This is a genomic window from Aeromonas sp. S41-2, assembly GCF_027705845.1.
Lineage (GTDB): Bacteria > Pseudomonadota > Gammaproteobacteria > Enterobacterales > Aeromonadaceae > Aeromonas > Aeromonas hydrophila.
Window position 1 is genome coordinate 107,998 of record NZ_JAPDCG010000004.1, and the last position, 25,385, is coordinate 133,382.

General features: G+C 65.1%; 23 protein-coding genes. 10 read left to right on the top strand and 13 right to left on the bottom strand.

Annotation, left to right across the window (positions count from 1 at the left end; translation table 11 throughout):
* Nucleotides 1–6: 6 nt before the first annotated feature.
* The 3 genes from OKC44_RS11215 to glnK all read right to left on the bottom strand — a co-directional run bounded on the left by OKC44_RS11215 (nt 7) and on the right by glnK (nt 3,225).
* The gene (locus OKC44_RS11215; RefSeq protein ID WP_270812866.1) at nt 7–1,632 is read right to left on the bottom strand and encodes an ABC transporter permease; all 1,626 of its coding nucleotides are present in this window, start codon (nt 1,630–1,632) and stop codon (nt 7–9) included.
* 39 nt (nt 1,633–1,671) lie between these two features.
* Nucleotides 1,672–2,679, bottom strand: coding sequence for a Fe(3+) ABC transporter substrate-binding protein (locus OKC44_RS11220; RefSeq protein WP_270812868.1), 1,008 nt, complete (start codon nt 2,677–2,679; stop codon nt 1,672–1,674).
* A 207-nt stretch (nt 2,680–2,886) separates the two neighbouring features.
* A complete protein-coding gene (gene glnK / locus OKC44_RS11225; RefSeq protein WP_011704615.1) occupies nt 2,887–3,225 on the bottom strand; it encodes a P-II family nitrogen regulator in 339 nt (112 codons plus the stop codon).
* Nucleotides 3,226–3,426: 201 nt separating this feature from the next.
* Here glnK and arfB point away from each other — a divergent pair, with 201 nt between their 5' ends.
* Nucleotides 3,427–3,843, top strand: coding sequence for an alternative ribosome rescue aminoacyl-tRNA hydrolase ArfB (gene arfB, locus OKC44_RS11230; RefSeq protein ID WP_011704614.1), 417 nt, complete (start codon nt 3,427–3,429; stop codon nt 3,841–3,843).
* Between the two features lie 33 nt (nt 3,844–3,876).
* On the top strand, nt 3,877–4,371 hold the full coding sequence (locus OKC44_RS11235; RefSeq protein WP_024944589.1) for a methylated-DNA--[protein]-cysteine S-methyltransferase: 495 nt from the start codon (nt 3,877–3,879) through the stop codon (nt 4,369–4,371).
* Between the two features lie 325 nt (nt 4,372–4,696).
* On the opposite strand, the gene OKC44_RS11240 is transcribed toward OKC44_RS11235, so the two are convergent.
* The 7 genes from OKC44_RS11240 to OKC44_RS11270 all read right to left on the bottom strand — a co-directional run bounded on the left by OKC44_RS11240 (nt 4,697) and on the right by OKC44_RS11270 (nt 12,104).
* Nucleotides 4,697–5,893, bottom strand: a complete 1,197-nt coding sequence (locus OKC44_RS11240; protein WP_011704612.1) for a NupC/NupG family nucleoside CNT transporter — start codon at nt 5,891–5,893, stop codon at nt 4,697–4,699.
* Between the two features lie 182 nt (nt 5,894–6,075).
* Nucleotides 6,076–7,011, bottom strand: coding sequence for a LysR family transcriptional regulator (locus OKC44_RS11245; RefSeq protein ID WP_270813200.1), 936 nt, complete (start codon nt 7,009–7,011; stop codon nt 6,076–6,078).
* 82 nt (nt 7,012–7,093) lie between these two features.
* A complete protein-coding gene (locus tag OKC44_RS11250) occupies nt 7,094–7,627 on the bottom strand; it encodes a glutathione peroxidase (protein WP_270812873.1) in 534 nt (177 codons plus the stop codon).
* Between the two features lie 62 nt (nt 7,628–7,689).
* Nucleotides 7,690–8,253, bottom strand: a complete 564-nt coding sequence (locus OKC44_RS11255) for an NnrU family protein (RefSeq protein ID WP_017409007.1) — start codon at nt 8,251–8,253, stop codon at nt 7,690–7,692.
* Nucleotides 8,254–8,463: 210 nt separating this feature from the next.
* The gene (locus OKC44_RS11260) at nt 8,464–9,597 is read right to left on the bottom strand and encodes a glycerate kinase (RefSeq protein ID WP_270812875.1); all 1,134 of its coding nucleotides are present in this window, start codon (nt 9,595–9,597) and stop codon (nt 8,464–8,466) included.
* 9 nt (nt 9,598–9,606) lie between these two features.
* Nucleotides 9,607–10,869 (bottom strand): GntP family permease, encoded by a 1,263-nt coding sequence (locus OKC44_RS11265; RefSeq protein WP_270812877.1) that lies wholly within the window; start codon nt 10,867–10,869, stop codon nt 9,607–9,609.
* Between the two features lie 119 nt (nt 10,870–10,988).
* Nucleotides 10,989–12,104: a sugar diacid recognition domain-containing protein gene (locus OKC44_RS11270; protein WP_016349398.1), complete on the bottom strand. Its 1,116-nt coding sequence runs from the start codon at nt 12,102–12,104 to the stop codon at nt 10,989–10,991.
* 321 nt (nt 12,105–12,425) lie between these two features.
* On the opposite strand from OKC44_RS11270, the gene OKC44_RS11275 reads away from it, so the two are divergent.
* The 6 genes from OKC44_RS11275 (at nt 12,426) to OKC44_RS11300 (ending at nt 18,257) form a co-directional block, all read left to right on the top strand.
* The gene (locus OKC44_RS11275) at nt 12,426–12,800 is read left to right on the top strand and encodes a YacL family protein (RefSeq protein ID WP_029304568.1); all 375 of its coding nucleotides are present in this window, start codon (nt 12,426–12,428) and stop codon (nt 12,798–12,800) included.
* Nucleotides 12,801–12,863: 63 nt separating this feature from the next.
* Complete coding sequence (locus tag OKC44_RS11280; protein WP_011704604.1) at nt 12,864–13,154, top strand: hypothetical protein; 291 nt, start codon at nt 12,864–12,866, stop codon at nt 13,152–13,154.
* A 162-nt stretch (nt 13,155–13,316) separates the two neighbouring features.
* Nucleotides 13,317–14,147 (top strand): CPBP family intramembrane glutamic endopeptidase, encoded by an 831-nt coding sequence (locus tag OKC44_RS11285; protein WP_270812880.1) that lies wholly within the window; start codon nt 13,317–13,319, stop codon nt 14,145–14,147.
* Nucleotides 14,148–14,386: 239 nt separating this feature from the next.
* Nucleotides 14,387–15,946 (top strand): methyl-accepting chemotaxis protein, encoded by a 1,560-nt coding sequence (locus OKC44_RS11290; RefSeq protein WP_270812882.1) that lies wholly within the window; start codon nt 14,387–14,389, stop codon nt 15,944–15,946.
* Nucleotides 15,947–16,155: 209 nt separating this feature from the next.
* Nucleotides 16,156–17,472, top strand: coding sequence for a sphingomyelin phosphodiesterase (locus OKC44_RS11295; protein ID WP_270813202.1), 1,317 nt, complete (start codon nt 16,156–16,158; stop codon nt 17,470–17,472).
* The gene (locus tag OKC44_RS11300) at nt 17,469–18,257 is read left to right on the top strand and encodes a hypothetical protein (protein WP_270812884.1); all 789 of its coding nucleotides are present in this window, start codon (nt 17,469–17,471) and stop codon (nt 18,255–18,257) included. Before OKC44_RS11295 ends, OKC44_RS11300 begins: the two co-directional genes overlap by 4 nt.
* A 73-nt stretch (nt 18,258–18,330) precedes the next feature.
* On the opposite strand, the gene OKC44_RS11305 is transcribed toward OKC44_RS11300, so the two are convergent.
* Both OKC44_RS11305 and OKC44_RS11310 read right to left on the bottom strand, forming a co-directional pair.
* Nucleotides 18,331–19,824, bottom strand: coding sequence for an alkaline phosphatase D family protein (locus tag OKC44_RS11305; protein ID WP_270812886.1), 1,494 nt, complete (start codon nt 19,822–19,824; stop codon nt 18,331–18,333).
* 95 nt (nt 19,825–19,919) lie between these two features.
* On the bottom strand, nt 19,920–21,140 hold the full coding sequence (locus OKC44_RS11310) for a DEAD/DEAH box helicase (RefSeq protein WP_270812888.1): 1,221 nt from the start codon (nt 21,138–21,140) through the stop codon (nt 19,920–19,922).
* A gap of 169 nt (nt 21,141–21,309) precedes the next feature.
* Here OKC44_RS11310 and OKC44_RS11315 point away from each other — a divergent pair, with 169 nt between their 5' ends.
* Nucleotides 21,310–22,128 carry a transporter substrate-binding domain-containing protein gene (locus OKC44_RS11315; protein WP_011704597.1) on the top strand — a complete coding sequence of 273 codons (819 nt, stop codon included), beginning with the start codon at nt 21,310–21,312 and terminating at the stop codon, nt 22,126–22,128.
* Between the two features lie 62 nt (nt 22,129–22,190).
* Here OKC44_RS11315 and tpx read toward each other — a convergent pair whose 3' ends face one another.
* On the bottom strand, nt 22,191–22,691 hold the full coding sequence (tpx, locus tag OKC44_RS11320; RefSeq protein ID WP_016349389.1) for a thiol peroxidase: 501 nt from the start codon (nt 22,689–22,691) through the stop codon (nt 22,191–22,193).
* Between the two features lie 217 nt (nt 22,692–22,908).
* Between tpx and OKC44_RS11325 the strand changes: the two genes are divergently transcribed.
* Complete coding sequence (locus tag OKC44_RS11325) at nt 22,909–25,326, top strand: zinc/cadmium/mercury/lead-transporting ATPase (RefSeq protein ID WP_270812892.1); 2,418 nt, start codon at nt 22,909–22,911, stop codon at nt 25,324–25,326.
* Nucleotides 25,327–25,385 lie beyond the last annotated feature (59 nt).

Below are 25,385 nucleotides of genomic sequence, written 5' to 3' on the forward strand. Positions count from 1 at the left end.
GCGAACTCAGTGCCCCGCCCCATCCAGGTTGCGGTTGACCCAGATCAGCGGCAACAGCCCCACCAGCACGATGACGATGGCACCGAGCGCGCCGCGCTCCAACATCTCGTCCGACACGAACTGGTAGACGTGGGTCGCCAGGGTATCGAAGTTGAACGGCCGCAGCAGCAGGGCGGCAGGCAGCTCCTTCATGGATTCGATGAACACCAGCATGGCACCGGCAAACAGGCCGCGCCGTACCAGCGGCAGGTGCACCCGCCGCAGCATGGCGCCATCCCCCTGCCCCAGGGAGCGGGCCGCCATATCGAGGCTGGGGGAGATCTTGCCCATGCTGCTCTCCACCGAGCCGATGGCGATGGCCACGAAGCGCACCAGATAGCCGAACACGATGGCGGTGATGGTGCCGGTCAGCAGCAGCCCCGGCCCCTGGCGCCCCAGCCACTCGGCCAGATCGTTGATGGCAAAATCGAGGGCGGTGAGCGGCACCAGCACCCCGATGGCCAGCACGGTACCCGGCATGGCGTAACCCATGGCGGCGATGCGCAGCGGCAGCAGGCTCTTGACTCCGCCATCGAGGCGACGACAGAAGCCAAGCAACAGGGCGATGCCCATGGCCAGCAGGGCGGTCAGCGCCGAGATAGCCAAGCTGTTGCCGGCGAAGCGGACAAACTCCGGCGTCCACGACAATTCGAAGTAGCGCACGCCGTAGTCCAGCAGGATGACGAACGGCAGGCCGAAGCCGGCCAGCACCAGCCCCCAGCACCAGAGCCCGGCCAGAGCGCGGCGAATCCCCTTGAGCGGGTAGCGCAGCGGCTGCTCATGACCCATCGACTTCTGGAACACCTGCTGCCGGCTGCGCGAGCGGCGCTCCAGCGCGATCAGCAGCACCACCGCCAGCAGCATCAGGCAGGAGAGTTTGGCGGCAGTGGCCAGACTGCCATAGCCGAGCCAGGTGTCGTAGACCGCCGTGGTCAGGGTATTGATGGCAAAGAAGTGGACGGTGGCAAAATCGGCCAACGTCTCCATCGCCACCAGCGACACAGCGACCATGATGGCCGGGCGTGCCAGCGGCAGGCTGAGGCGGCGAAAGCTCTGCCAGGGGGAGCAACCGAGCAGGCGGCTGGAGTGAATGAGGCTGACCGACTGTTCCAGAAAGGAGGCGCGGGTCAGCAGATAGACGTACGGGAACAGCACCAGTGCCAGCACCCAGGCAGCGCCGCCGAGGGAGCGGATGGCCGGGAACCAGTAGTCGGCCGGCCCGCTCCAGCCAAACAGCTGCCGCAGTCCCGCCTGCAGCGGGCCCGAGTAGTCGAGCAGGTCGGTGTAGACGTAGGCGACGATATAGGAGGGCATGGCCATCGGCAGCATCAGTGCCCACTGCAGGGCGCGTCGCCCCGGCACCTGACACATGGCCACCAGCCAGGCGGTGGGTACGCCGAACAGCAGGCTGAGCAGCACCACGCCGACCACCAGCCCCAGGGTATTGGCCAGATAGTCGAACAGCACGGTATCGGCGAGGTGGCCAAACAGATCTCCGTCGGCCGACAAGGCGGAGAAGACCAGAGCGAGCACCGGCAAAGCCAGCAGCAGGGCGCTGGCCCAGCTGCCGGTAATCCATCCAAAATTTTTCATGAGACCACAGAGGTTGATGGGGCCCTTGGCCCCATCTGATTACAAGTCGAACTTCACTTCATCCAGCAACTGCAAGGCGTCCTTGCGGTGCTTGGCATAATCGCTGACCGGTAGCGCATCAGACTTGAAACTGCCCCAGGACTTGACCATGGCGGAAGGCTCGACCCCGGCCTTGACCGGATACTCGGCGTTCACGTCCGCATACATGTGCTGGGCGGTGTCGCCGGCCAGAAACTCCATCAGCTTCTGGGCCTCGGCCTTGTTCTTGGCGTACTTGGTCATGGCCACGCCGCTCACGTTGACGTGGGCGCCGCGGTCAGCCTGGTTCGGGAAGTTGATGTAGACGGCATCCGCCCAGGCTTTCTGCGCCGGATCCTTCAACATGGCCCCCAGGTAGTAGCTGTTGCCGAGCGACAGATCACAGATACCATCCTTGATCGCCTTGACCTGATCCCGGTCGTTGCCCTGCGGCTTGCGCGCCAGGTTGGCCTTGACCCCTTCCAGCCAGCTCTTGGTCTCGGCCATGCCGTGATGAGCGATCATGGAGGAGACCAGCGCCACATTGTACTCATGCTTGCCGCTGCGGGTGCAGATTTTTCCTTTGAATTCAGGCTTGGCCAGATCTTCGTAGCTGATGGTGGCGAGCTTGCCGAGGCGATCCTTGCTGGAATAGATGGCACGCACCCGGGTGGTCAGCGCGAACCAGCGGTTGTCCGGGTCGCGATAGATGGCGGGGATGTTCTCCTGCAGGATCTTGCTGTCCACCGGCTGCACCAGCCCCTTGTCCACCAGATCGGTCAGCCGGCTGATGTCGACGGTCAGCATCAGATCCGCCGGGGAGAGCTTGCCTTCCCGCTCCAGACGCTCGTTCAGCCCCTCTTTGGCGAACACCACGTTGACCTTGATGCCCGATTCCTTCTCGAACTGCTGGATGATGGGCTTGATCAGCTCATCCTGCCGGTTGGAGTAGACATTCACCTCCCCTGCCGCCAATGCCGACTGAGCCGCCAACGCAGAGAAAGCCAGTGCCAACATCTTCATTTTCATCATCCATTCCTTGAGTTGCTATATCGAGTGAGAACCATTGCTGTTTGCATTTTGCATTGAGCTCGACAGCCGGATCAAGAAATCCTGATGTGGCGGGATCACATATTTAAACCCTGTTCAAACAAAGGGGCCGGATAGAATCCCATCCGGCCCCACCATGGAGTCAATCAGCGACAAAGTACCGATCATTCGCCCCATCCAGCGCGATCAGAGCGCCTCGTCGTCGCTCTCACCGGTCCGAATGCGCACGGCCTGCAGCAGGTCATAGACGAAGATCTTGCCGTCACCGATCTTGCCGGTATAGGCAGCCTTGCAGATCGCCTCGATCACCCCTTCGACGTTGTCGTCGGCCGTCGCTATCTCCAGCTTTACCTTGGGCAGGAAGTCGACCTGATACTCGGCTCCCCGGTATAATTCGGTGTGCCCCTTCTGGCGGCCAAACCCTTTGACCTCGGACACGGTCAGACCCTCGACCCCCAGGTTGGCGATGGCTTCGCGCACGTCGTCCAACTTGAAGGGTTTGATAATCGCAGTAATCAGCTTCATCTGGTTGCTCCCAATCCATGGTATGTCATGAATGGGGAATCAATTCTTGTGCCAAGTCTTTTTATTGTTTAATTTCAAAAAGATAGCATTTACGTCTGGAGCAGGACTCTCCCGGCATCACCAAGGGAGCGCATCTCGCCCCATTATGAGGCACCAAGCTGAGCCAGCCACAGCCGATGCACCAAACAAGAGCACCGCAGTATGTTAGTCATCTCCAACAGCGTTACCCTGCCCTGGCATGAACTGCAATTCCAGACCATGCGGGCACAGGGCAACGGTGGCCAGCACGTCAACAAGACCGACTCCGCCGTCTGGTTGCGCTTCGATTACCGCAACTCCCCCAGCCTCACCCCGCTCTACAAGGAGGGGCTCGACAAGCTGAGCGACAGCCGGGTTCACGACGGTTTTATCATGATCCGGGTCGAGACCCACCGCAGCCAGGACATGAACCGCAAGGAGGCGATGAACCGTCTGGTGGAGCTGCTGAAGAAAGCGGCCTGGCGCCCCAAGGCCCGCCACGCCACCAAGCCGACCCGCAGCTCCCAGCGCAAGCGGGTCGATGCCAAGAAGCGCAAGGGGGAGATAAAATCGACCCGCGGCAAGCCGGTAGTGGACTAGCCGGGCCCTTGCCCAACGCCCGAGGATGACAGAATGAAATTCAGTTTTTGCGACAGCGCCCACGGCCCCCTGCTCATCGCCATCGACCGGGACGGGCTGCGCTATGTGGAGTTCGTGCTAGGCGAGCAGCCGGTGACCCCGACCGACGAGTGGCAGCGCGACGATCAGGCGCTGGCCCCCTTCGTCGAACAGTTCGCTGCCTACTTCGCCGGTCGCCTGCGCCGCTTCGATCTGCCGCTCGCCGCCCGGGGCACTCCTTTTCAGCAGTCGGTGTGGCGCGCCCTGGGCGACATCCCCTACGGCGAGACCGTCAGCTACCTCGAGATAGCCCAGGCTATCGGCAATCCCAAGGCGGTTCGCGCGGTGGGGGCGGCCAATGGCCGCAATCCGCTCAGCATCATAGTGCCCTGTCACCGGGTGATCGGCCGCAGCGGCGAGCTGACCGGTTATGCCGGCGGTATCCCCATCAAACGTTGGTTGCTGGCGCTGGAACAGCAGACCGCCGACGACTTCGTGCTGACTCCCTGATCAGCCAGCGGCATCCCGTTCACAGCGCTGGGACAGTAGACCGCCGACAACTTCGCGCTGACCCCCTGACCAGCCAGCCCGCATTGCGTTTAGCAAAATGAACATAGTATGAAGAATCGCCTCAGAAGGGCTTCAGACAGCATCAGGCATCATGGCTTCACACTTGGATGGCATGGCTCATCCCTCATTCAAGTGGCACCCATGTGACGCTTCCAATCTGTCTTTTTCCCCGCGCCTCCCTGAGGCGCTTTTTTTTGCCGGCAAACGGCCACAAAAAAGCCCGCCGAAGCGGGCTCTGACCGGAAGGTGCTAGCTTCAGGGTCAATCAGAGGGCGAGGAACAAACCTGCCAGCGAGGCACTCATCAGGTTCGCCAGCACACCCGCCAGGATGGCGCGCATGCCGTAACGGGCGATGAAGGATTTGCGCTCCGGCACCATGGCACCCAGGCCGCCGATCAGGATCGCCATGGAGGAGATGTTGGCGAAACCACACAGGGCAAAGGTGACGATGGCCTTGCTCGACTCGCTCAGGGTCTGATCCTGCACCAGGGCGATGAAGGCGACGAACTCGTTCACCACTATCTTGGTCCCGATCAGGGCGCCGGCAGCCTGAGCCTGCTCCCAGGGGATGCCGATCAGCCAGGAGACAGGCGCAAACAGCCAGCCCAGGATGATCTGGAAGCTCAGCTCCAGCCCGACCAGGTCGCCGGCCCAGCCCAGCAGGCCGTTGAGCATGGCGATCACCCCGACGAACGCCAGCAGGGTGGCACCCACGGCAACCGCGATGTTGAGGCCGGACATGGCGCCATCGGCGGCCGCTTCAATCACGTTGGTGGCGCGCGGGATCACCACGTCCTGATGATGGTCCTGCTCTTCGGCGGCAGGCGGCACCAGGATCTTGGCCATGGCCAGACCGGCCGGTGCCGACATGAAGGCCGCCGCGATCAGATATTTCAGCTCGACCCCGATGCTGGCGTAACCCACCAGGGTACCGCCGGCCACGGAGGCGAGGCCGCAGCTCATCACCGCGAAGAACTGGGAGTCAGACATCTTGGAGAGATAGGGTTTGACCACCAGCGGCGCCTCCACCATGCCGACGAAGATGTTGGCGGTGGCGGAGAGGCTCTCGGCGCGGCCGGTGCCCAGCAGTTTCTGCAGGCCGCCGCCGAGCAGGGCGATCACTTTCGGCATCAGGCCGATGTGGTAGAGGATGGCGATCACCGCGGAGAAGAAGATGATGACCGGCAGCACGTTGAAGGCAAAGATGAAGCCCAGCTTGAACTTGGCCAGATCGCCGAACAGGAAAGCGATCCCCTCCTGACCATAACCGATCACGCTGCTGACGCTTTCGCTCACCCCGTTCAGCACGTGCTGACCGGCGGGCAGCCAGAGCACCAGGCCGGCGAAGAGGATCTGCAGGCAGAGGGCGAGACCCACTGTTCGCAACGGGATACGACGACGATTATCAGAGCAGAGCGTGGCCACGGCCAGAATGCTCAGGATGCCGAGCAGGGCAATCATAGGGACTCCATCAGGTGGGGCGAAAGATGGGCGCGGATTCTGCGCTCCCGGCCTCACCACTGCAAGTCCACTTGGTTACAGCCCTGTTAGCAAAAACGTTTGCACGATACCGGTTGCGGCAACTGGCTGATTTGACTCGATTTTGGTTTCAAGCGAAAGCCAGTGTTCTTATGTGGAAACGATTATTCCTCTGTACCGGACAATTTGCCGCCGAGCCAGGGGGCCAGCCGCTGCTCCCAGTAGGGATTCGGACCGAAGCTCTCCTTGAGGAAGTCGATGAACAGCCGGATCTTGGGATCCAGGTGCTCGCGTCTGGCATAGACGGCGTGCACCGCCATCTTCTGGTTCGGCCGCCACTGGGGCAGCAGCGGGATCAGCTGGCCGGACTGCAACTCCTTGTCCAGCAGGTAGTTGGCCACGTAGGCGATGCCGAGCCCGGCCAGGGCGGCGTCGCGCACCGCCTCCGCCAGATCCACCCGGTAGTTGCCGGCCACCTGCACCGTCTGGCGTTCCTTGCCCTGGCGAAACGACCACTCGTGGTAGCGCCGCTCCCGGCTCTGGTAGGTGATGCAGTTGTGCTGGGCCAGGTCTCTGGGGTGCAGCGGGGTGCCGTGGCTCAGCAGATAGTCCGGCGAGGCCACCAGTACGAAGTGAATGTCCGCCAGCCGCTGCCCCACCAGGGCCTCGGGCTTGTCCTCGTAGGTGGTGATCCAGAGATCCAGCCCCTCATCCACCAGGTTGGTGCGATGATCGAACAGCGAGACCTCCAGCTCCAGCTCGGGGTAGCGATCCTGAAACACCTTGAGGCGCGGGATCACGTGCAGCCGGCCGAAAGACTGGCCAACCCCCAGATGCAGGATGCCGCTCACCTTGCCGCGCCGCTCCGCCACCATGGAGTCGGCCTCCAGTGCCACCGCCACCAGGGCACGGCAGTGGCGGGCATACTCCTGACCGAGCTCGGTGAGGGAGAAGCGGCGGGTAGTGCGCTGCACCAGCTGGGCACCGAGTTCGGTCTCCAGCTGGGCCAGCTGTTTGCTGATGTGGGATTTGGAGACCCCGAGCCGCCGGGCGGCCGCCGAGATGCCCTGTTCACGGACCAGGGCATCGAAGATCACCATTTGGGGCAGACGTTGCAGCACGGGATTACCAGAGAGAAGAGCGGGCCCCCATTATTCCAGAGCCGCCCGCCGCGGGGTAGCGCTAAAGGCCGAGCGCCCGTTTGACCTCTTTTTGCAGGGGATCGTCCGCCGGATTCTGGTTCGCGCCATAACTCGCGACCAGCTTGCCGTCACGCCCGACCAGGTATTTGTGAAAGTTCCAGCCCGGCGCCTCGCCCGCCGCTGCGGCCAACCCCCGGTAAAGCGGGCTGGCATCGGCCCCGCGCACGGCGATCCGGTTGAACATGGGGAAGGTCACCCCGTAATCGCGTCGGCAGACCGAGGCGGTCTTGCCCTCCTCCCCCGCCTCCTGCCAGAAGTCGTTGGAGGGGAAGCCGAGCACCACCAACCCCTTCTCCTTGTAGGTCTGGTAGAGCGTCTCCAGATCCCGGAACTGGCCGCGATAGCCGCAGTAGGAGGCGGTATTGACCACCAGTACCACCTTGCCCTCGGTCAGCTGGCAGAGGTTGTGGCGCTGGGTGCTGTTGAGCTCCTGCATCTCCACGTTGAAGTAGTCCGGGCAGGCGGCGACGGCCGCCCCGGCTCCGAGTGTCAGCAACAACATGATCCATTTCATCGAGCGACTCCTGTCAGGCAGATGAGTGACATACGCGCGGACACGCCGGTCGGTTCACCCGCTCAATAGAGGGGGATGCCGGTGAGCATGCCGTGCCCCCAGAAGATCAGCAGGGCGGTGAGCGCCAGTCCGGCCCCCACGCTGAGCCCGGTGCCGTACCAGTTGGCCGCCGGACGGGGATGGCGCTGCCAGTCCCGCACCGAAATCCAGACGATGCTCACCAGCGCCCACAGGCCGATGCCGCCAAACAGCACCAGGGAGCGGGCCTCGCTGTTGACCGCCAGGTGGGCACCGGCCCAGAGCAGGGTGCCGAGCAGCTGGGGATGCACCAGCCAGCGCCGCAGGTGATTGGGCCCCTGGCCGGAGCAGAACAGGATCAGGGCGATGGGCATGACCGCCATCATCAGGGTCGGTCCCCAGGCGGGCAGAAAATAGAGCGGCAGGGGGCTGGCGGTGCGCCAGCCGGCGATGATGCAGGCGATGGCGATGAACACCAGCAACGAGAAGAGTCCCTTGTAGCGATTCTCCCCCAGCCGCTCGCGCAAGCGGGCCCGATGGGCACCTGCGAAGCAGGGATAGAGGTGGATCAGGGTAAACAGCAGTACCCCCAGGGTCAGCAAGATCATGGGTTGCTCCTTGTACTATGGGGGATCACTATGCCGCAAAGTCGGCGGCCAGAATACAGAAACCGCAGAAAAGCACAGGCTATACAGCAGGATAATGAAAAAAGCCGATCATCTGATCGGCAAGGTGTTTCGGGCAGACCTGCAGCGGGGCAGGTCGTCACCGCGACACGGGGCTAGGTTGGCCGGCGCCAGGCACCGGCCAGAAGAGAGTCAGGGTCGCAGCAGATAGAGCGCCGCCACGTTGCGGGCCGTGAGCTGCAGGTTGGTGGTGGCGGTGGCCAGCGCCTCCGGCAGCGACATGGCGCGGTTGACCACGGCGAACACCGCATCCAGCCCGTGCTCGTGCACCACGCCGCAGTCGTCGGTCAGGCAGCCCGCAATGCCGATCACCGGCTTGCCAAACTGCTTGGCACAGCGTGCGACACCGATTGGCGTCTTGCCGTGGATGGTCTGGTTGTCGATGCGCCCCTCGCCGGTGATGACCAGATCCGCATCGGCCACCGCCTCGGCCAGTTTCAACGCCTCGATGACGATCTGGATGCCGGGTTTGAGCTCGGCGCCGAGCAGGCCCACCAGGGCCGCCCCCATGCCACCGGCGGCGCCCGCCCCCGCAATCTCCTTCACCTGCTTGCCAAGCGCCTGCTCGATGCAGTCGGCGTAGTGTGCCAGGTTGGCGTCCAGCTGCGCCACCATCGCGGGGGTCGCCCCCTTCTGCGGACCAAACACGGCGGAGGCCCCTTTCGGCCCGCACAGCGGGTTGTCCACGTCGCAGGCCACCTCGATGGTGATCTTGGCGAGGCGCGAATCGAGCCCGCTCAGATCGATGCTGGCCAGCTCGGCCAGACCGGCGCCGCCCGGTGCGATGGGAGTACCGTCGCGCTTGAGCAGCTTGCCGCCAAGTGCCTGGATCATGCCGGCACCGCCGTCATTGGTGGCGCTGCCGCCGATACCGAGGATCAGATGCTTCACCCCCATGTCGAGGGCCGCTAGGATCAGCTCGCCGGTGCCGCTGCTCGAGGTGTGCAGCGGATTGCGCAGCTCAGGCGCCACCAGATGCAGGCCAGAGGCCGCCGCCATCTCGATGACGGCGCGCTCGCCATCCCCCAGCAGACCGACGAAGCCCTGTACCTTGTTGCCGAGGGGAGCGGTCACGTAGAAGGGCAGAATGCGGCCACCGGTGGCGTCCACCAAGGACTGCACCGTCCCCTCGCCGCCATCGGCCATCGGCAATTTGACGTAGGTGGCATCCGGCAACACCTGCTTGAATCCGGCCTCGATGGCATCGGCCACCGCCATGGCGCTGAGGCTCTCCTTGAATGAATCGGGGGCGATAACAATTTTCATATCAATTCCTTAGGCGAGGCCAAACACGCCGAACATCAGGGTAGAGACGGCGGCAATGGTCAGACCCACCGCGGTTTCGTAGGGGATAAGCTTGAGCCGCTCACCCACGCCCATGTGGACGCTGCCGCCGGTGGCATGGAAGAAGGAGCCGTGGGGCATGTGGTCGAACACGGTGGCACCGGCGTGGATCATGGCGGCCCCCGCCAGGCTGCTGATGCCAAGCTCTATCAGAGTGGAGCTGAACACGTTGGAGGCCACCACGGTACCGGCGGTGGTCGAGGCGGTCGCCAGCGACATCAGGGCACCGGAGATGGGAGCCAGCAGGTAGGAGGGCAGGCCGGAGGCGGTCAGGCCGCTGATCAGCACATCCTTGAGACCGGAGTTGGCGATGATACCCGCCAGGGTACCGGTACCCAGCAGCATGATGGCCACCGGCGCCATGCGGGCGAGACCCGAGACCGCAAACTGGTTCACCTTGCTGAACTTGCCCATCATCAGGGCGCCGACCAGGCCACCGAGGGGCAGTGCAATGAGCGGGTCCACCACGATGCCGGCGATGGGGCGCAGGGCCAGCAGCAGGATGGCCACCAGCGGCGCGCTGATGGCGGCGGCAAAGCCCGGCAGCTTGCTGCCATTGAAGCTCACCACCTCGTCGGCGGCGACCTTGCTGCCCTTGTTGTTGAGGCGCTTGGCCAGCCAGTAGGCCATCACCAGCCCGAACAGACCCGGGATGATGCCGGCCGCCATCACCGAGGTGAGCGGCAGGTGGAAGGCATCCGCTGCGGCGATGGCGTTCGGGTTCGGGGACATGACGTTGCCCGCCTTGCCGCCGCCGATCATCGCCAGCAGGATGGCCGCCTTGGAGAGGTCGGCACGACGGGCGATGGCCAGCGCAATGGGGGCGACCGTGATGACGGCCACGTCCACGAACACGCCGACCGCGGTCAGGATCAGGGTGGCCAGCGCCAGTGCCAGCAGGGCCCGGGTCTCGCCCAGCTTCTTGACGATGGTCTCGGCGATGGTGGTGGCAGCGCCCGATTCGATCAGCACGCCGGCCAGCACGCCCGCCGCCAGGATCCGCATCACCGCCGTGGTGATCCCCTGGGCACCGCCGATCATCAGGGCGACCGTCTGGCTCAGATCGGCGCCGCCGATCAGGCCGCCGGCCAGGGCGCCGACGATCATGCCGTAAGCGGGCGGTACCTTCTTCAAGATCAGGAAGATGGCGATGGAGAGCGCGGCGAGAGCGCCGAGCGCGGATACAGGGATCATGACGGGCACCTTTCAAATGAGTGAGTGGTGGCCATTATGGTGATCCGGGATCGGAATGCTTTGGTCAAAAAACCAAATATCAGCTTTGTAAAACGCAACTTTCTGTATGAATGAACAAATCAACTGTCGAGGTTGAGCCCGAGATAGAGCAGAAACTTGTCATCTAACTTGTTGAAATTCAACCCGGTTATCTGCTCAATCCGGGTCAGCCGATAGCGCAGGGTATTGGGGTGGATGAACAAGGCTTCGGCGCAGGGATGCAGATCACAATCCTGCAAGAAATATTGGCGCAGCGTCTTCTGCAGCGTTCCCTTTGTGTCCTCCTGCGCCAGCTTGTGCAGCGGGGCCCGCAGTTGATCTGCCTGCCAGGAGTCCGCCAGACTGCCGAGCAGCACCGGCAGCCGGTAATCCTCGAAGAAATAGACCTGCTTGCGCGGCGCCTGCCGCATGCCGCGGCGCAAGGTGTCCCGCGCCGTCTGGTAGGAACGCGCCAGCCCGCCGGTGCCGGCGAAGTAATCACCCACCCCGATGCGCACCCGAAAGTGGGGAATGCGCGCCAGCAGCTGCTTGATGCGGCTGCGCTCCTGCGCCGACTGCCAGATGCCGTCGCTGAGCTGGGCCGGCTTGAGCACCACTATCTCGTCCAGGCCGTTGATGGCCACCAGGTTGTCCCGCTCCGGGTTTTCCAGCAGGTGCACCAGCTCCCGCAGCCTGGCCGGGTCGGCCTCCTCCAGCGCCAGCACCGCCACCACCCGCGGCTGGGCCAGATCCAGCCCGAGAAAACGGGCCGCCTGCTGCAGCTGATCTTCCCGCCCTTCACCACGGATGAGCTGCAGGACCAGCTCCTCCTTGTGGCGCTTGTCCCACTGCAGCTGCTCGGTGAGCGCCGCCTGCTCCAGAATGAGCTCGGCGGTCATGCGCACCAGCTCGGCGTAAGCACGCACTTCGTCCGGATCGCCCGAGATGCCGATGACCCCGAGCAGCTCCCCCTGATAGGCGATGGGCAGGTTGATGCCGGGGCGCACTCCCTTGAGCTCGCGGGCGGTGGCGTCGCTGATCTCCACCACCCGGTTTTCGGTCAATGCCAGCACCGCCCCCTCGTGACGCTGATGGAGCCGCTCCGGGTTGCCGGACGCAATGATCAGGCCGTGCTCGTCCATCACGTTGACCGAAAAAGAGAGGATCTTCATCGCCCGGCTGACAATCTGCCGTGCGAGGGTGTCATTGAGCTGCATAGGTACTCCGCTGAACGAAACGGGAATAGCCTGAAGCGATGATGAGTCTCTGTGGCTCGTCCATCACGTTGGCCGAAGAAGAGAGGATCTTCATCGCCCGGCTGACTCTCTGGCGCGCGAGGGTATCGTTTAGCTGCATCACATCTCCAAAGCGGGGGCCGGACCGGCCACAAAGCGCCGGTAGCGGGGCAAAGATGCCACATCTTCAAGACAAGCGAGGGGGGGCTCGCTAGAATAGGCCACTTTACGCTATATGCGCCCCGCCATGGAGCAGGATTTGCCCTGCCCATGACGACTCACCCTTCCGCTATGGACTGAACTATGGATTATGAATTTCGCCGCGATCCGTTCGGCGGTTATCGCGCCCGGTTCTCCATGGGCCATGAGGCCATCGGCCAGTGGCTGATCGACGAAGTGGGCAAGGACGAGGATAAACTCGACGAGCTGTTCGCCATCATCGATCAGCTCTCCAGCCGCACTCGCGTCGAATACCGGCTGCTGGGCGGCGACTACTCCCTGCTGCTGACCCACGAGGAAGCCGAGGTGAAAGCCAACGTCCTCAATATCGAGCAGGATGAGGATCTCGACGATCTCGCCTACTACGATGATGAACAGCTGGCCATGTGCGGGCTGGAAGATTTTGCCCAGGTGCTCGGCTCCTGGCGCGCCTTTATCCGCAACGAGGATATGGGCTGATCGACCCCTCTGAAAAACGACATCGGGCAACCATGCCCCATTGCCTAACCAACAGGATTGACTATGTCTATTTACGATTTTGATGACGAGCTGCCGGAAGACGAGCAGGAACAACCGAAAAAAGCCGCCCCTGCCAAGAAGAAAGGCAAGCAGGTGCTGAACACCCAGGTCAACCTGAGCCCTCGCGATGCCAGCCGTCTGAACGGTATGCACGTCGAAGCCATCGCTACCCTGGACGACGTCAGCCTGCCGAAGAACGTCATCTTCAAGGCCGGCCTCATCGCCCTGGGCGAGCTGGAAGCCAGCAAGCGTGCCGACATCATTGCCCGGGTGATCGCCGAATCCGGCCGCTGAGACGCCTTGTCACCCTTGCCAAAACCGGAGCCCAGCTCCGGTTTTTTATGGCCTCGCTCCCTGGCAACCACCCGAGCACGGGATCCGACCAGCTTATTAAGCCTTGTCTCATGGGATGCCCCATTGTTAAGGTGCGGGACTTTCATCGGCCTTGGAGACTCAATGTTACCTCTACCTGATTCACTCATCTGGGGAGCACTGGCGCTGGCCGTCTTGCTCTGTCTGGCCCGGCAACGGCTGCCCGGCTTCATCATGCTGGCCATCGCCCTGCTGGCGGCCCTCGGCCTCGGCCACCTGAGCCCCATCGCCCTGCTGGCCAGCGCGGCGGGCCTGCTGCTGGCCTGGCGCACCCCCTCCCTGCCCCAGCCCTGGCGCGCCGTCGCCCTGGGCGCCGTGCTGCTGTGGGCGGTGGCGCTGATGCTGCACCTCATCCCCGGCTTCACCAACCTGAAGGTGCTGGACCAGGTGCAGGCCGGCCCCGCCAGCGTGCCGTTCAACATGTACCTCAACCTGGACAAGCCGCTGGTCTTCTTCGGCCTGCTGCTGGCCTGGCCCGCCCTGCTGGGCCCGGGCGGCGCCATTCAGTGGCGCAGACTGGCACTGCTGCTGGTGCCGCTGGCGGCCCTGCTGATCGCCGCCTGGCAGCTGGGGGCCCTCAGGCCCGAGGTGGGCCTGCCCGGCTGGTGGTGGCTGTTTGCCCTCAATAACCTGCTGTTCACCTGCGTGGCGGAAGAGGCGCTGTTTCGCGGCTTCCTGCAGCAGGGGATCGCCGCACACAGCCGGCGCTGGCTTGGGGTGCTGGTGGCCAGTCTGCTGTTCGGCGCCGCCCACCTGGCCGGCGGCCCGCTGCTGGTGCTGTTCGCCGCGCTGGCGGGGGCCTGCTATGGCCTGGCCTTCCTGCTGAGCGGGCGCCTCAGCGTCGCCATCGCGATCCACTTCCTGTTCAACTTCGCCCACCTGACCCTCTTTACCTACCCGCTGGCCAGCCGCTGATCCCGGGCGCCCCCTGCGGGGCGCCTGCAACCTCTGCTCCCCCTTGGCGCACGCCGCCCACTCCTTTGCCATCCGTCTGCGCAGATGCACCTTTCATTTGCACTATTTAGCTAAGCGAGAGTGGCGATTAATTGACCCAAGCCAAGATAGCGCGCTTGCTGCCCCCTAGAATGGGCCGGTAACAATCACAAAAAATAAAAACAAATCTATCAGTTACTTGGCTCAATCAGGATGCACTCATGACCACAACCCAACGGGAGGGGGAGATACGTTTCCCCGACCACCTGTCACTGATCTCGACGACCGACCCCGCCAGCCACATCACCTACGCCAACCAGCACTTCTGTGATGTGGCCGGTTATCACCCCGCCGAAATGGAGGGGGTACCCCACAATCTGGTACGCCACCCCGACATGCCCAAGGCCGCCTTTGCCGACATGTGGCAGCGACTGCGTCAGGGCAAAAGCTGGATGGGGCTGGTGAAAAACCGCGCCAAGAGCGGCAAGTTCTACTGGGTCAACGCCTATGTCACCCCCATCCTCAACGAACAGCGGCAGATCATCGAGTACCAGTCGGTGCGCACCCGCCCGAGCGAGCACGACATCGCCTGGGCGGAGCAGCTCTACGCCCGTATCCGGGCCGGCAAGGCGCTGCCCTGGTTGAGCCGGCTCGCCCTCGAACCTGGCCTGCTCACCCTGCTGCTGTCGGGCGGTGCCCTGCTCACCCTCCTGATGGCCATCATCAGCGGCAATCCGCTGTGGGGAGCGCCAGGCGCACTGGCCATGCTGGCCCAGATGCTGCACGGCTGGCGCCTGCAGCAGCGGCTCAACCGGCTGGCCCGCACTGCCGGCGAAGAGATGGGCACCCCGCTTTGCCAGGTGCTCTACACCAGGCGGCGGGATACCCTGGCAGCCCTGGAGCTGGCGCTTCGCATGAAGCGGGCCGAGCTCAAGGCGGTGGTGGGGCGCAGCGCCGACACCAACCAGCAGATCCTGCAGGCCGCCGAGGATGACAGAGGCAATATCCAGACCATCGACATCCACCTGCAGCAGCAACGGGCCCAGAGCGAGCAGCTGGCCGCCGCCATCACCGAGCTCAGCCACTCCATTCGCGATGTGGCGAGCAACGCCCATCAGGCCAGCGAACTGGTGGGCGAGGTGCAGCAGGTCTCCGCCGAGGGGTTGCGGGCGCTCGCCACCACCCAGTCCTCGGTCGATCAGCTCCATCACGAGCTCGATGCCAACCACGCCGTGCTGGCCAGGCTGACCGGCGACAGCCAGAAGATCAGCGGGATCCTGGAGGTGATCAGCCAGATCGCCGATCAGACCAACCTGCTCTCTCTCAATGCGGCCATCGAGGCGGCGCGGGCCGGCGAGCAGGGGCGCGGTTTTGCGGTGGTGGCCGACGAGATCCGGGCGCTGGCCCAGAAGACCCGCAGCTCCACCGGCGAGATCAACGAGATGATCCAGGCGCTGCAGCAGACGACCCGTCAGCTGGCCGACGGCATGAGCCAGGGCGCCCAGACCTCGGACCGCTGCCAGCAGCACGTGGGGACCACCGCCGAGGTGCTCAACCAGATCAACCGCATGCTGGCCCGGGTCACCCATACCAGCGACGAGATTGCCCAGGCCGTCAGCCAGCAGGCGGATGTCACCAGCACCCTAGACAAGGGCATCCACCAGATCCACCAGCTGGCCAGCCACACCGCCGACAACAGCCGCCAGGCCCTTGACGGCATCACCCTGCTGGTGGAGCGGCTGCATGCCCTCTCCCGCCTGATCAACCAGTTCCAGCACTGACCGCCTTGCAGGGGCGTGCCGCCCGGCACGCCCGCTTCACCTCGTTCGCCTGATCTCCCCCCGTCCCTGTCGGCAGCTGCCAACCCCATGGGTTAACACCTCCCCATATGGGGCCTTTCATTTATTTGTAACAAAAATGTAAATGAAATGACCTCTGTGCCCGCCATAACAGTCACTTTCCAGCGTGCCTCGACCAAAAGGACTTCATGATGCACAAACCCCTCAGTTATGCCGCCCTGCTGCTGGCCAGCCAGTTTCCGCTGCAGGCGCTGGCCGACACCGATGTCTACCTCACCAACAACAGCCCGGATCCGGTTCAGCTGGAGATCCGCCAGAGCGGCTCCGGCCAGCTGCAGGCCGGCAGCCAGTGGCTTCAGCACAGAACCGAGCTGGGCCCCTGGGAGAGCGCCATGGTGCTCAGCTTCAATCGCTACGAGGGGGTGAAGGCGGGTAAGAGCTATCTGTTCGAAACCCGGGTCACCACTCCCGGCGGTGACACCTATCGCCTCAACCAGAAGATGGAGGGCACCTGGTGGAACAGCACCCTGCAACACGGCGGCGAGACGCCGGCAGACAACTCAGGCTGGCAGAGCGATCGCACCATCCACCGCCTGAGCGGGCCGCAGGAGCTGGCCTTTGCCGCCAAGTTCACCGGCCGCTACGACGATCTGCACTATATGCTGACTCCGCCACAAAAGCGGGAGCAGCCCGAAGCTGACGAAGCCAGGTTGAAGGTGGCCAGCTACAACGTCTGGGCGCTGCCGGTGATCGCCTCCAGCATCGGCGAGCGACTGGCGCTGCTGCCCGAGTACCTCAAGGGTTATGACGCCCTGCTGTTGCAGGAGGTGTTCGATGGCCGCCGCGAGGGCTTCCTGCAGGCACTGGCCAAGGAGTACCCGTACCAGACCAGGGTGCTCGACAAGCCGGGGGTCAACATCCACGACGGCGGCGTGGTGATCGTCAGCCGCTACCCAATCGTGCGCGAGGCCCAGCTGGTCTATCCCCAGTGCACCGGCACCGACTGCTTCGCCGACAAGGGGGTGATGTATGCGGAGGTGATCAAGGGGGGCAAGGCCTGGCACCTGTTCGCCACCCACACCGCCAGCTTCGACACCGACGAGGCGCGCCGGCTGCGCCAGATCCAGTTCGGCCAGATCCGCACCCTGGCCGCCAGTCTGAAGATCCCCGCCAGCGACACCGTCATCTACGGCGGCGACTTCAACGTCAACAAGCGCAAGTTTGCCGACGACTACGCCGGCATGCTGGCCAATCTCAACGCCGACGAGCCCCGTTATGGCGGCTACACCGAGGCCACCTTCGATCCCAGGCTCAACCCCTATGCCGGCGGTCCGCTCTCCGGCGGTGCCAACGTGGAGTACCTGGACTATCTGGTGGTGAGCCGGGAATACGGCGCCGTGCGCCACAACCTCAACAGCGTCTGGATCCCGCGCAGCAGCGATGGCAGCCTCTGGCCCGCCAGCAACCTCTCCGATCACTTCCCGGTCAAGGGGGAGATCAGCCGATGAAGCGCCGCTACGGCTTGCTGGCACTGGCGGTGCTGGCCTTGTTGCTGCTCAACCTAAGCTGGCAAGAGGCGCCAACGCAGCCGGCACACACCGGCCAGCTCGCTCACCCTGCCGCCGCAGCGTCGCCGCAGACACTACCGGCACAGGCCCCCGCTACCGGCCCGGTTGCCGCCACCGCCGTGCCAGATGGCCCAGCACCTGCACCTGCCAGCTGGCGCGAGCTGCCGGACGAAATGAACCGGCAGCTCGCCAGCGAGGTGAGCGACAGCGAGCAGCCGCTGGCCGAGCGGCTGGCCAATCTGGAGGCGATAGAGGCCCAATGGCTGAGCGAGGGGGAGAGCCTGTTCCGGCTGCAGGGGCGCTACGCCCTGGCACTCGAGCAGCTGGCGCAGGAGCACGAGCAGCTGCCGCTGGCCGAGCGGCTGGCCGCCCTCACCCGCTTGCAGGATGAGTGGGCGGCGGATCATCCGGATCTGGCGGCGGAGCTGTTCAACCCGGCCGCCCGCTTGCAGCAGGCGCGCCAGCTGTGGGGGGACGAGGAGCTGGCGACCTTGGCTCGCCACTTCCTGCCGGCCGGACAGGCCGAAGCGACCGTGCAGTTTGCCGCCAGCCGACAGCAGCAGCTGGCGCAGCGCAGCCACTACCAGCAGCAGCTGACCGAGCTGGAGCAGCAGCTGGCGGCCAGCCGGGGCAACATGGACGAGGCAAGCTGGCAACAGCACAGGGAGGAGGTACTCGGCCAGTTTCGGCGCGACTTCTTCGCCCAGACGCCGGAGCAGCCCTGAACAAACTACGGCTCGGGGGATCTGACCCCGACAAGAAAAAGGGCCCGTCAGGGCCCTTCGCATTTTCCCGCCATCAGGCCAGCGGGTAACTGGCCGCCAGTCCGTTCTCGCAATGCCAGTTGGCCCACAGCTTGTTGTCGGTGCCCATCAGCAGGGTGGCGAAGTTGCGGGTACGCAGGTAGACGGGGGCGCCGAACGGCTTGATAAGCTCAGCGCGGATCAGCCGGTTCTCGTCGAGGTATTCGGCATCGTCGTTGGTCATGGCGAGGATCCCCATCCACTGGAACTGGGTAGGACAGGGGTGGACGATACCGGAGGAGACCAGCTGGTGCACGTTGATCACCCCGTCCCGCTTGTCCTGGATCACCCCGAGGCAGCCCACGTGCACGTCGCCAGAGAGGATCAGGGTCTTGCAGCCAGCATCCTGCTGGCGCCGGACCCTGGCATTGTCCAGCAGCCGCATGATGAGCCGGGCCCGCTCCCCCTGATGATCCTTGGCCCGCCAGTGATCCTTGAGATCGTCGGTCAGCTCCTCCTCCCAGGGGGTAGCATCCAGCGCCGCCTCGGTGAAGGAGAAGTCACGATAGACCACGGGCACCCCCGCCAGCACCAGCAGGTGGCCCGCGTCGCAGGCGGCCAGCGCGTCGTTGATCTGATCCCACTGGGACGGACTCATCACCTGGGCGCGGGTCCGATTGGCCCGGTTGTCCAGCGCCAGGATCTGGTAACCCCGAAAACTGAGCCGCCAGGAGTGGTGGCCCAGCTTGACCGGGTCCAGCAGGGAGACGTTGGCAACGGAGCGCAGCTGGAACAGCCGGAAATAGCGGGACGCGGCGGCATAGATGGCCTTATAGACGTCGCAGCCCTGCAGATTGTCTGGCGACTCGGGATAGCTGCCCCAGCCATCGAAGATGTCGTGGTCATCCCACATCATGGCGCTCGGGATCCGGGCCAGCAGGCGCGCCACCTCGGGCCGCCCCCACTGTTTGCAGTAGAGATCGCAGTAGAAGCGATCGAGCTGCTCCTCCATGGTGCGGGTCGCCTTGCGTTTGACCTTCTCCGCCATGTCCAGCTCGTTCCAGGCCTTGAGGCTGGGCACCGTGGTCCAGAGGGAGTCGGCATAGACCTGATCGCCCCCCATCAGCAGCAGCGAGAAGGGGTGCGTGGCGTGCTCGGTGGCCAGCTTGTCCCACATTACATAGGGCTGCGGGGTGGAGGTGAGCAGCTTGAAGTCGGAAAAACCGTTGCAGGAGGCGTACCCGATACGCACCCGCTCCGCCAACCCAGGCAGATGAAACTGCCAGCGATCCTCACCGGCCAGATCCCGGGCGGGCTCCCCGTCCAGCAGGATCTGGTACTCCACGCTCGAACCCGCCTCGGCCGGGGTTGCCGTCCAGTTGACCCGCCAGAAGCCGCCCCTGGGGGTATCCGCCTGCTTGCCGGCGGCCAGCAGGCTGCCGTTGATCCTGACCCCGGCGCCCTTGCAGTCAGGCCCCGCCAAAAAACAGATGCTGTATTGCGTCTCCGCCTCGAGCCCCAGCAGGGGCCCCATCACCAGACTCGCCATTGCCTATCCCTCCGTGGTTGAACCCATGGAGCATAGTGAAACGGGCGTCCTTTGGTACTGCCCAAGCGGGCAGTCCATCTTGGGTCAGGCTTGCCCTAGCCCTTGCTCTTGAACTGTTTGGCGCTGCGTTTGGCCTGGGTGCGACGGTTGGCCTGCTTGTCACGGGGGGCGCGCTTGCCCTCCCCGCTGGCTGGCTGATCGGTGACCGGGAAGCCGGCGAGCTCCGCCAGCGGCAGCTCGCGGCCGGTGAGGGTGCGGATCGCCGCCAGGGTGTCGGCCTCGCCATGGCAGGTGAGCGAGATGGCGAGCCCGCTGCGTCCGGCCCGGGCAGTGCGGCCGATGCGGTGCACGTAGACGGGGGCGCTGGCGGGCAGATCCAGGTTGATCACCAGCGGCAGCGCCTCCACGTGAATGCCGCGCGCCATCAGATCGGTGGCCACCAGCACCCGTACCTTGCCCGCCTTGAAGTCACCGAGCGCCTGCTCGCGCACCGCCTGCTCCTTCTCGCCGTGCAGGGCCGCCACCGCGATGCCCGCCTTGGCCAGCTTGCGGGCCACCCCGTCGGCGTCGTCCCGCGCGCTGATGAAGACCAGCACCTGCGGCCACTCGTGGGCCTTGAGCAGGCTGATGAGCACCGGCACCTTGCTGCTCTTGTTGACCAGATAGAGGCGCTCCTCGATGTCGTCGGCCACGCTGTTGCGGGGATCCGCCTCCACCCGCACCGGCTCGGTCAGCAGACCGGTCGCCAGCGCATCCAGCTCGGCCGGCAGGGTGGCCGAGAACAGCAGGGTCTGACGCGCGACCGGCATGGCATTCAGCAGCCACTGGATGTCGGGCCAGAAGCCCATCTCCAGCAGCCGATCCGCCTCGTCCAGCACCAGATGGCGCAGCTGGCTCAGTCCCAGCAGTTGCTGGGCCAGCAGATCCCGCAGCCGCCCCGGGGTCGCCACCAGCAGTTGCGGCCCCAACGCCAGTTCGGCCTGTTGCAGCTCTTGCGCCACCCCGCCGCACAGAGTCACCAGCCGCAGACCCAGCCCGGCGGCCGGCCCCTGCAACGCCTCGCTCACCTGCACTGCCAGCTCGCGGGTCGGCACCAGCACCAGCCCCTGCACCCGATCGCTGGCCGGATCGAGGCGCTGCAGCAGCGGCAGGCCGAACGCCAGGGTCTTGCCGCTGCCAGTGCGGGCCAGCGCCAGCAGATCCCGTCCTGCCAGCGCGGCGGGAATAGCCAGTTGCTGCACCCGGGTCGGGCGCTTGAGGTCGGCGGGCAGGGTCGCCAGCAGAGCGGGGACGAGGGCAAGTTCATCAAAAGTCATGGGGCTACGCAGCTATCGACAGAAGAGGGAGGTGGGGGCGAAGTCTAGTGAGCGGCCGACCATAAGTAAAATCCCATCCATCGCGGCTAGCGGCCCGCGCCCGGCCCGCCATGAGCAAAGCGGGCCTGACTACACTTCAGGGAACCTCCCCCGGGGACGTGACCAGACCATGACCAGACATCCCTCTCTGCTGCTGTTGCTGCTGCTTTGCCTGACGGGACTGACCAGCCTCAGCCTCTCCCGCGCCGACACGGCTGCCGCTCCCGCCGCCAAACCGGTACGGATCCTCAACGCCCACCTCGGCGAGTTGCCGGGGCTCATCAACGCCGACAAGACCGGCCCCTTCGTCGATCTGGTGCGCGCCATCGATGATCTCTACCCCGAGGTGAGCATCCGGATCACCATCTATCCCCTCGCCCGGGCCATGGCCGGGGTGATCGCCGGCACCGCCGATTTCAGCCTGCCCGCCATCCGCAATCTGCAGGATGCCGACCTGCTGCCCTATCGCTTCAGCACTCGCAGCTTCGGCAAGGTCACCCACGTGCTCTACAGCAATACCGACCACCTCATCACCCCCGACATGGCCTACGGCATAGTGCCCACCAAACGGGATCTGCTGATCGAGGCGACCCCCGGCTTTCTGCCCATTCCGCTGCAACGGTCGATGAGCATAGAGCAGTCCCTGCGCAAGCTGTCGCGCGGGCGCATCGACGCCTTCATCTGGGCCCAGGAGGAGGCCGACCTGATGCTGCGCCAGCTCAAACTGACCAACATTCACCGGGAACACCTGGGGGATTTCGAGGATGTCTTCATCATCGCCAAGGGGCCTACCGGCGACGAGGTGGATCGCTTCCTCGGCGAGGCGATCGAGAGGCTCGCCGCCTCCGGCAAGCTGGCAGAGATCTACTCAAGGCTGCACCGCCCCTATGTCGAGTGGCAACCCCACCCGGAGCCACTACCCGCCAAAGACGCGACCAAAGCCCCCTGACTGTTCCATAAAAAAATCCCGCCGGGGCCATGCCCCGGCGGGATTGTTGTCAGCCTGCCTGCTTACAGTACGGCCAGGGCGGCGGCGTAGTTCGGCTCGTCGGCGACTTCGGCCACCAGCTCGCTGTGCAGCACCTTGTTCTCTTCATCCAGCACCACGATGGCACGGGCAGCCAGACCCACCAGCGGGCCGGAGGAGAAGGCCACGCCGTAGTCCTGTAGGAAGGCGGCACCACGCAGGGTGGAGAGAGTCACTACCTTGTCCAGCCCTTCGGCGCCGCAGAAGCGGGACTGGGCGAACGGCAGGTCGGCGGAGATGCACAGCACCACGGCGTTGTTCAGCGCGCTGGCCTGCTCGTTGAACTTGCGCACGGAAGTGGCACAGGTCGGGGTATCGACGCTCGGGAAGATGTTCAGGATCTTGCGCTGACCGGCGAAGCTCGCCAGGGTCAGATCGGAGAGATCCTTGGCCACCAGGGAGAACGGCTTGGCCTGCTCGCCGGCAACCGGGAAGTGACCGGCGACGGAGACGGGATTGCCTTGCAGGGTAACGGAATTGCTCATGTTATGTCCTTGACTATCGAGGGAGGATCAGGCCCTCCAGTATAGGCCCGCCGGGCGGGGACAAACACCCGCCAACCACAGGGATATCACCTCTGCCGGCAGCCTGTTGCGAGGAGCGGGAGAAAGGGGCTTGACCTTGGACTTAACACCAAGGTTTACACTCGGCTCAGTTATCGAAGATCTCGCACCGGCGGGATCCATCCAAGAGGGACTCATCATGAGCAAATCCTGCTGCAGCCATCAACACGCCGCCGCCCCCATCAAGGCCGTCAGCAAGACCGCTGCGCCCCAGGCCGAGCACCAGCACGACAGCCACTGCTGCGACCAGGCCGCACCAGCCAGCTGCTGCGCGAGTCAGGCCCCCCATGATCATCAGGATCATGCCGCCAGCGACGCTCCCGAGGGGGAAGAGCCCCCCAGAGGGGGTTGCTGCGCCACTCCGCCGCCCGCCCATGCCCAGCATGCCCATGACGGGGAGCACGACCACCATGAGCATGCCGTCGCGGCAGAACCTCCGCTGGACGCCCCCGAGCAGAACAGCCGCCGCCACAGCTGGCAGGTGCTGGGGATGGACTGCCCCAGCTGCGCCCGCAAGATAGAGACCGCCGTCAGCCGGGTGAACGGCGTGCAACAGGCCCGCGTGCTGTTTGCCACCGAGAAGCTGGTGGTGGATCTGGCCCCCGGCCTCTCCCCCGATCCCGTCACCGCCGCCGTGCTGGCCGCCGGCTTCCAGCTCAAGGGCGAGCGCAGCGGCAAGCAGGAGCCCGGCCGCGAGCGCAACCCGCTGCAGACCCTGCTCGCCAAGTATTGGCAGCCGCTGTCGCTGGCCGGTCTGATGCTGGTGGCGGCCCTGCTGCCGAGCCAGATCGGTCAACCGCTGTTTACCCTGGCCACCCTCTGGGGCCTGTGGCCCATCTCCCGCAAGGCGTGGGCACTGACCAAGAGCGGCTCCCCCTTCGCCATCGAGACCCTGATGACGGTCGCCGCCGTAGGCGCCCTGTTCCTCGGCGAAACCGCCGAAGCGGCCATGGTGCTGCTGCTGTTCATGCTGGGTGAACATCTGGAGGCCTACGCCGCCGGCCGCGCCCGCGCCGGGGTCACCGCCCTGATGGCGCTGGTGCCCGACAAGGCGCTGCGCATCCGTACCACTGCCGAGGGCGAGGTGCGGGAAGAGGTGGCGGCCGACCAGCTGCGCCCCGGTGACATCATCGAAATCGCCCCGGGCGCCCGCCTGGCCGCTGATGCCCGCCTGCTCGACACCCTCGGCGCCTTTGACGAGAGCGCCCTGACCGGCGAATCCATCCCGGTGGAGCGCCGTCAGGGTGACAAGGTGCCCGCCGGCAGCCTGGCGGCGGATCGGGTGCTGCGCCTCGAGGTGGTGTCCGAGCCCGGCAACAACGCCATCGACCGCATCCTGCATCTCATCGAAGAGGCCGAGACCCAGCGCGCCCCCATCGAGCGCTTCATCGACCGCTTCAGCCGCTGGTATACCCCGGCCATGATGCTGGTTGCCCTGCTGGTGGTGCTGGTACCGCCGCTTGCCTTCGGCCAGAGCTGGGACGAGTGGGTCTATCGCGGGCTGGCGCTGCTGCTGATCGGTTGCCCCTGCGCCCTGGTCATCTCCACCCCGGCGGCGGTCACCTCGGCGCTGGCGGCAGCCACCCGGCAGGGGGCCCTCATCAAGGGAGGCGCCGCGCTGGAGCGCCTCGCCCATATCGATACCGTGGCCTTTGACAAAACCGGCACCCTGACTTTGGGCAAGCCGCAGCTGACCGAACTGGTGAGCCTCAATGGCCAGCCTGAGGCCGAACTGCTGGCGCTGGCGGCGGCCATCGAGCAGGGCTCCCACCACCCGCTGGCCCGCGCCGTGGTGACGGCGGCCAGCGAACGGGGCCTCAGCCTCGCCGCGGCCCAGGCGCTGCGCGCCCTGCCCGGCATGGGCGTGGAAGGTCGCATCGACGGTACCCTCTGGCAGCTGCTGGCGCCGAGCCGGGTCGCCACCCTGGATGCCGCGATGCAGGCCCGGGTCGCCACCCTGGAGCAGCAAGGCAAGACAGTCGTGGTGCTCGGTCAGCCTGACGCCGCCCCGGCCGCCCTGCTGGCCCTGCGCGACCAGATCCGGCCGGAAGCGGCGGCGGCGCTGCAAGAGCTCAACCAGCTCGGCCTGCAGAGCATCATGCTGACCGGCGACAACCCCCGCGCCGCCGAGGCCATCGCCGGCGAGCTCGGCATGGGTTGGCGCGCCAGCCTGCTGCCGGAGGGCAAGGTCGATGAAATCGCCAAGCTCGGCCTGACGCAAAAGGTCGCGATGATCGGCGACGGCATCAACGACGCCCCGGCCATGAAGCGGGCCAGCATCGGCATCGCCATGGGGGGCGGCACCGACGTGGCGCTGGAGACCGCCGATGCGGCGCTGACCCACAACCAGCTCGGCGGGGTCGCCGCCATGATCCGGCTCTCCCGTGCGGCACTGGCCAACATCCACCAGAACATAGCGCTGGCGCTGGGGCTCAAGGCCATCTTCCTGGTCACCAGCCTGCTCGGCATCACCGGCCTGTGGATTGCGGTGCTGGCCGACACCGGCGCCACCGCGCTGGTCACCGCCAACGCCCTGCGCCTGCTGCGCAAGCGCTAAGCCGGCCGTTAACGGCACAACTTACAGCCGCCCCAACGGGGCGGCTTTTTTATTGCCTC

Coding starts and splice junctions, on each gene's coding strand:
- tpx (WP_016349389.1), bottom strand. CDS start 22,691: ATGAGCAATTCCGTTACCCTGCAAGGCAATCCCGTCTCCGTCGCCGGT.
- OKC44_RS11285 (WP_270812880.1), top strand. CDS start 13,317: ATGTTACCTCTACCTGATTCACTCATCTGGGGAGCACTGGCGCTGGCC.
- OKC44_RS11260 (WP_270812875.1), bottom strand. CDS start 9,597: ATGAAAATTGTTATCGCCCCCGATTCATTCAAGGAGAGCCTCAGCGCC.
- OKC44_RS11315 (WP_011704597.1), top strand. CDS start 21,310: ATGACCAGACATCCCTCTCTGCTGCTGTTGCTGCTGCTTTGCCTGACG.
- OKC44_RS11265 (WP_270812877.1), bottom strand. CDS start 10,869: ATGATCCCTGTATCCGCGCTCGGCGCTCTCGCCGCGCTCTCCATCGCC.
- OKC44_RS11240 (WP_011704612.1), bottom strand. CDS start 5,893: ATGATTGCCCTGCTCGGCATCCTGAGCATTCTGGCCGTGGCCACGCTC.
- OKC44_RS11275 (WP_029304568.1), top strand. CDS start 12,426: ATGGATTATGAATTTCGCCGCGATCCGTTCGGCGGTTATCGCGCCCGG.
- OKC44_RS11325 (WP_270812892.1), top strand. CDS start 22,909: ATGAGCAAATCCTGCTGCAGCCATCAACACGCCGCCGCCCCCATCAAG.
- OKC44_RS11215 (WP_270812866.1), bottom strand. CDS start 1,632: ATGAAAAATTTTGGATGGATTACCGGCAGCTGGGCCAGCGCCCTGCTG.
- arfB (WP_011704614.1), top strand. CDS start 3,427: ATGTTAGTCATCTCCAACAGCGTTACCCTGCCCTGGCATGAACTGCAA.
- glnK (WP_011704615.1), bottom strand. CDS start 3,225: ATGAAGCTGATTACTGCGATTATCAAACCCTTCAAGTTGGACGACGTG.
- OKC44_RS11245 (WP_270813200.1), bottom strand. CDS start 7,011: ATGGTGATCTTCGATGCCCTGGTCCGTGAACAGGGCATCTCGGCGGCC.
- OKC44_RS11310 (WP_270812888.1), bottom strand. CDS start 21,140: ATGACTTTTGATGAACTTGCCCTCGTCCCCGCTCTGCTGGCGACCCTG.
- OKC44_RS11300 (WP_270812884.1), top strand. CDS start 17,469: ATGAAGCGCCGCTACGGCTTGCTGGCACTGGCGGTGCTGGCCTTGTTG.
- OKC44_RS11255 (WP_017409007.1), bottom strand. CDS start 8,253: ATGATCTTGCTGACCCTGGGGGTACTGCTGTTTACCCTGATCCACCTC.
- OKC44_RS11270 (WP_016349398.1), bottom strand. CDS start 12,104: ATGCAGCTCAATGACACCCTCGCACGGCAGATTGTCAGCCGGGCGATG.
- OKC44_RS11220 (WP_270812868.1), bottom strand. CDS start 2,679: ATGAAAATGAAGATGTTGGCACTGGCTTTCTCTGCGTTGGCGGCTCAG.
- OKC44_RS11295 (WP_270813202.1), top strand. CDS start 16,156: ATGCACAAACCCCTCAGTTATGCCGCCCTGCTGCTGGCCAGCCAGTTT.
- OKC44_RS11280 (WP_011704604.1), top strand. CDS start 12,864: ATGTCTATTTACGATTTTGATGACGAGCTGCCGGAAGACGAGCAGGAA.
- OKC44_RS11235 (WP_024944589.1), top strand. CDS start 3,877: ATGAAATTCAGTTTTTGCGACAGCGCCCACGGCCCCCTGCTCATCGCC.
- OKC44_RS11250 (WP_270812873.1), bottom strand. CDS start 7,627: ATGAAATGGATCATGTTGTTGCTGACACTCGGAGCCGGGGCGGCCGTC.
- OKC44_RS11290 (WP_270812882.1), top strand. CDS start 14,387: ATGACCACAACCCAACGGGAGGGGGAGATACGTTTCCCCGACCACCTG.
- OKC44_RS11305 (WP_270812886.1), bottom strand. CDS start 19,824: ATGGCGAGTCTGGTGATGGGGCCCCTGCTGGGGCTCGAGGCGGAGACG.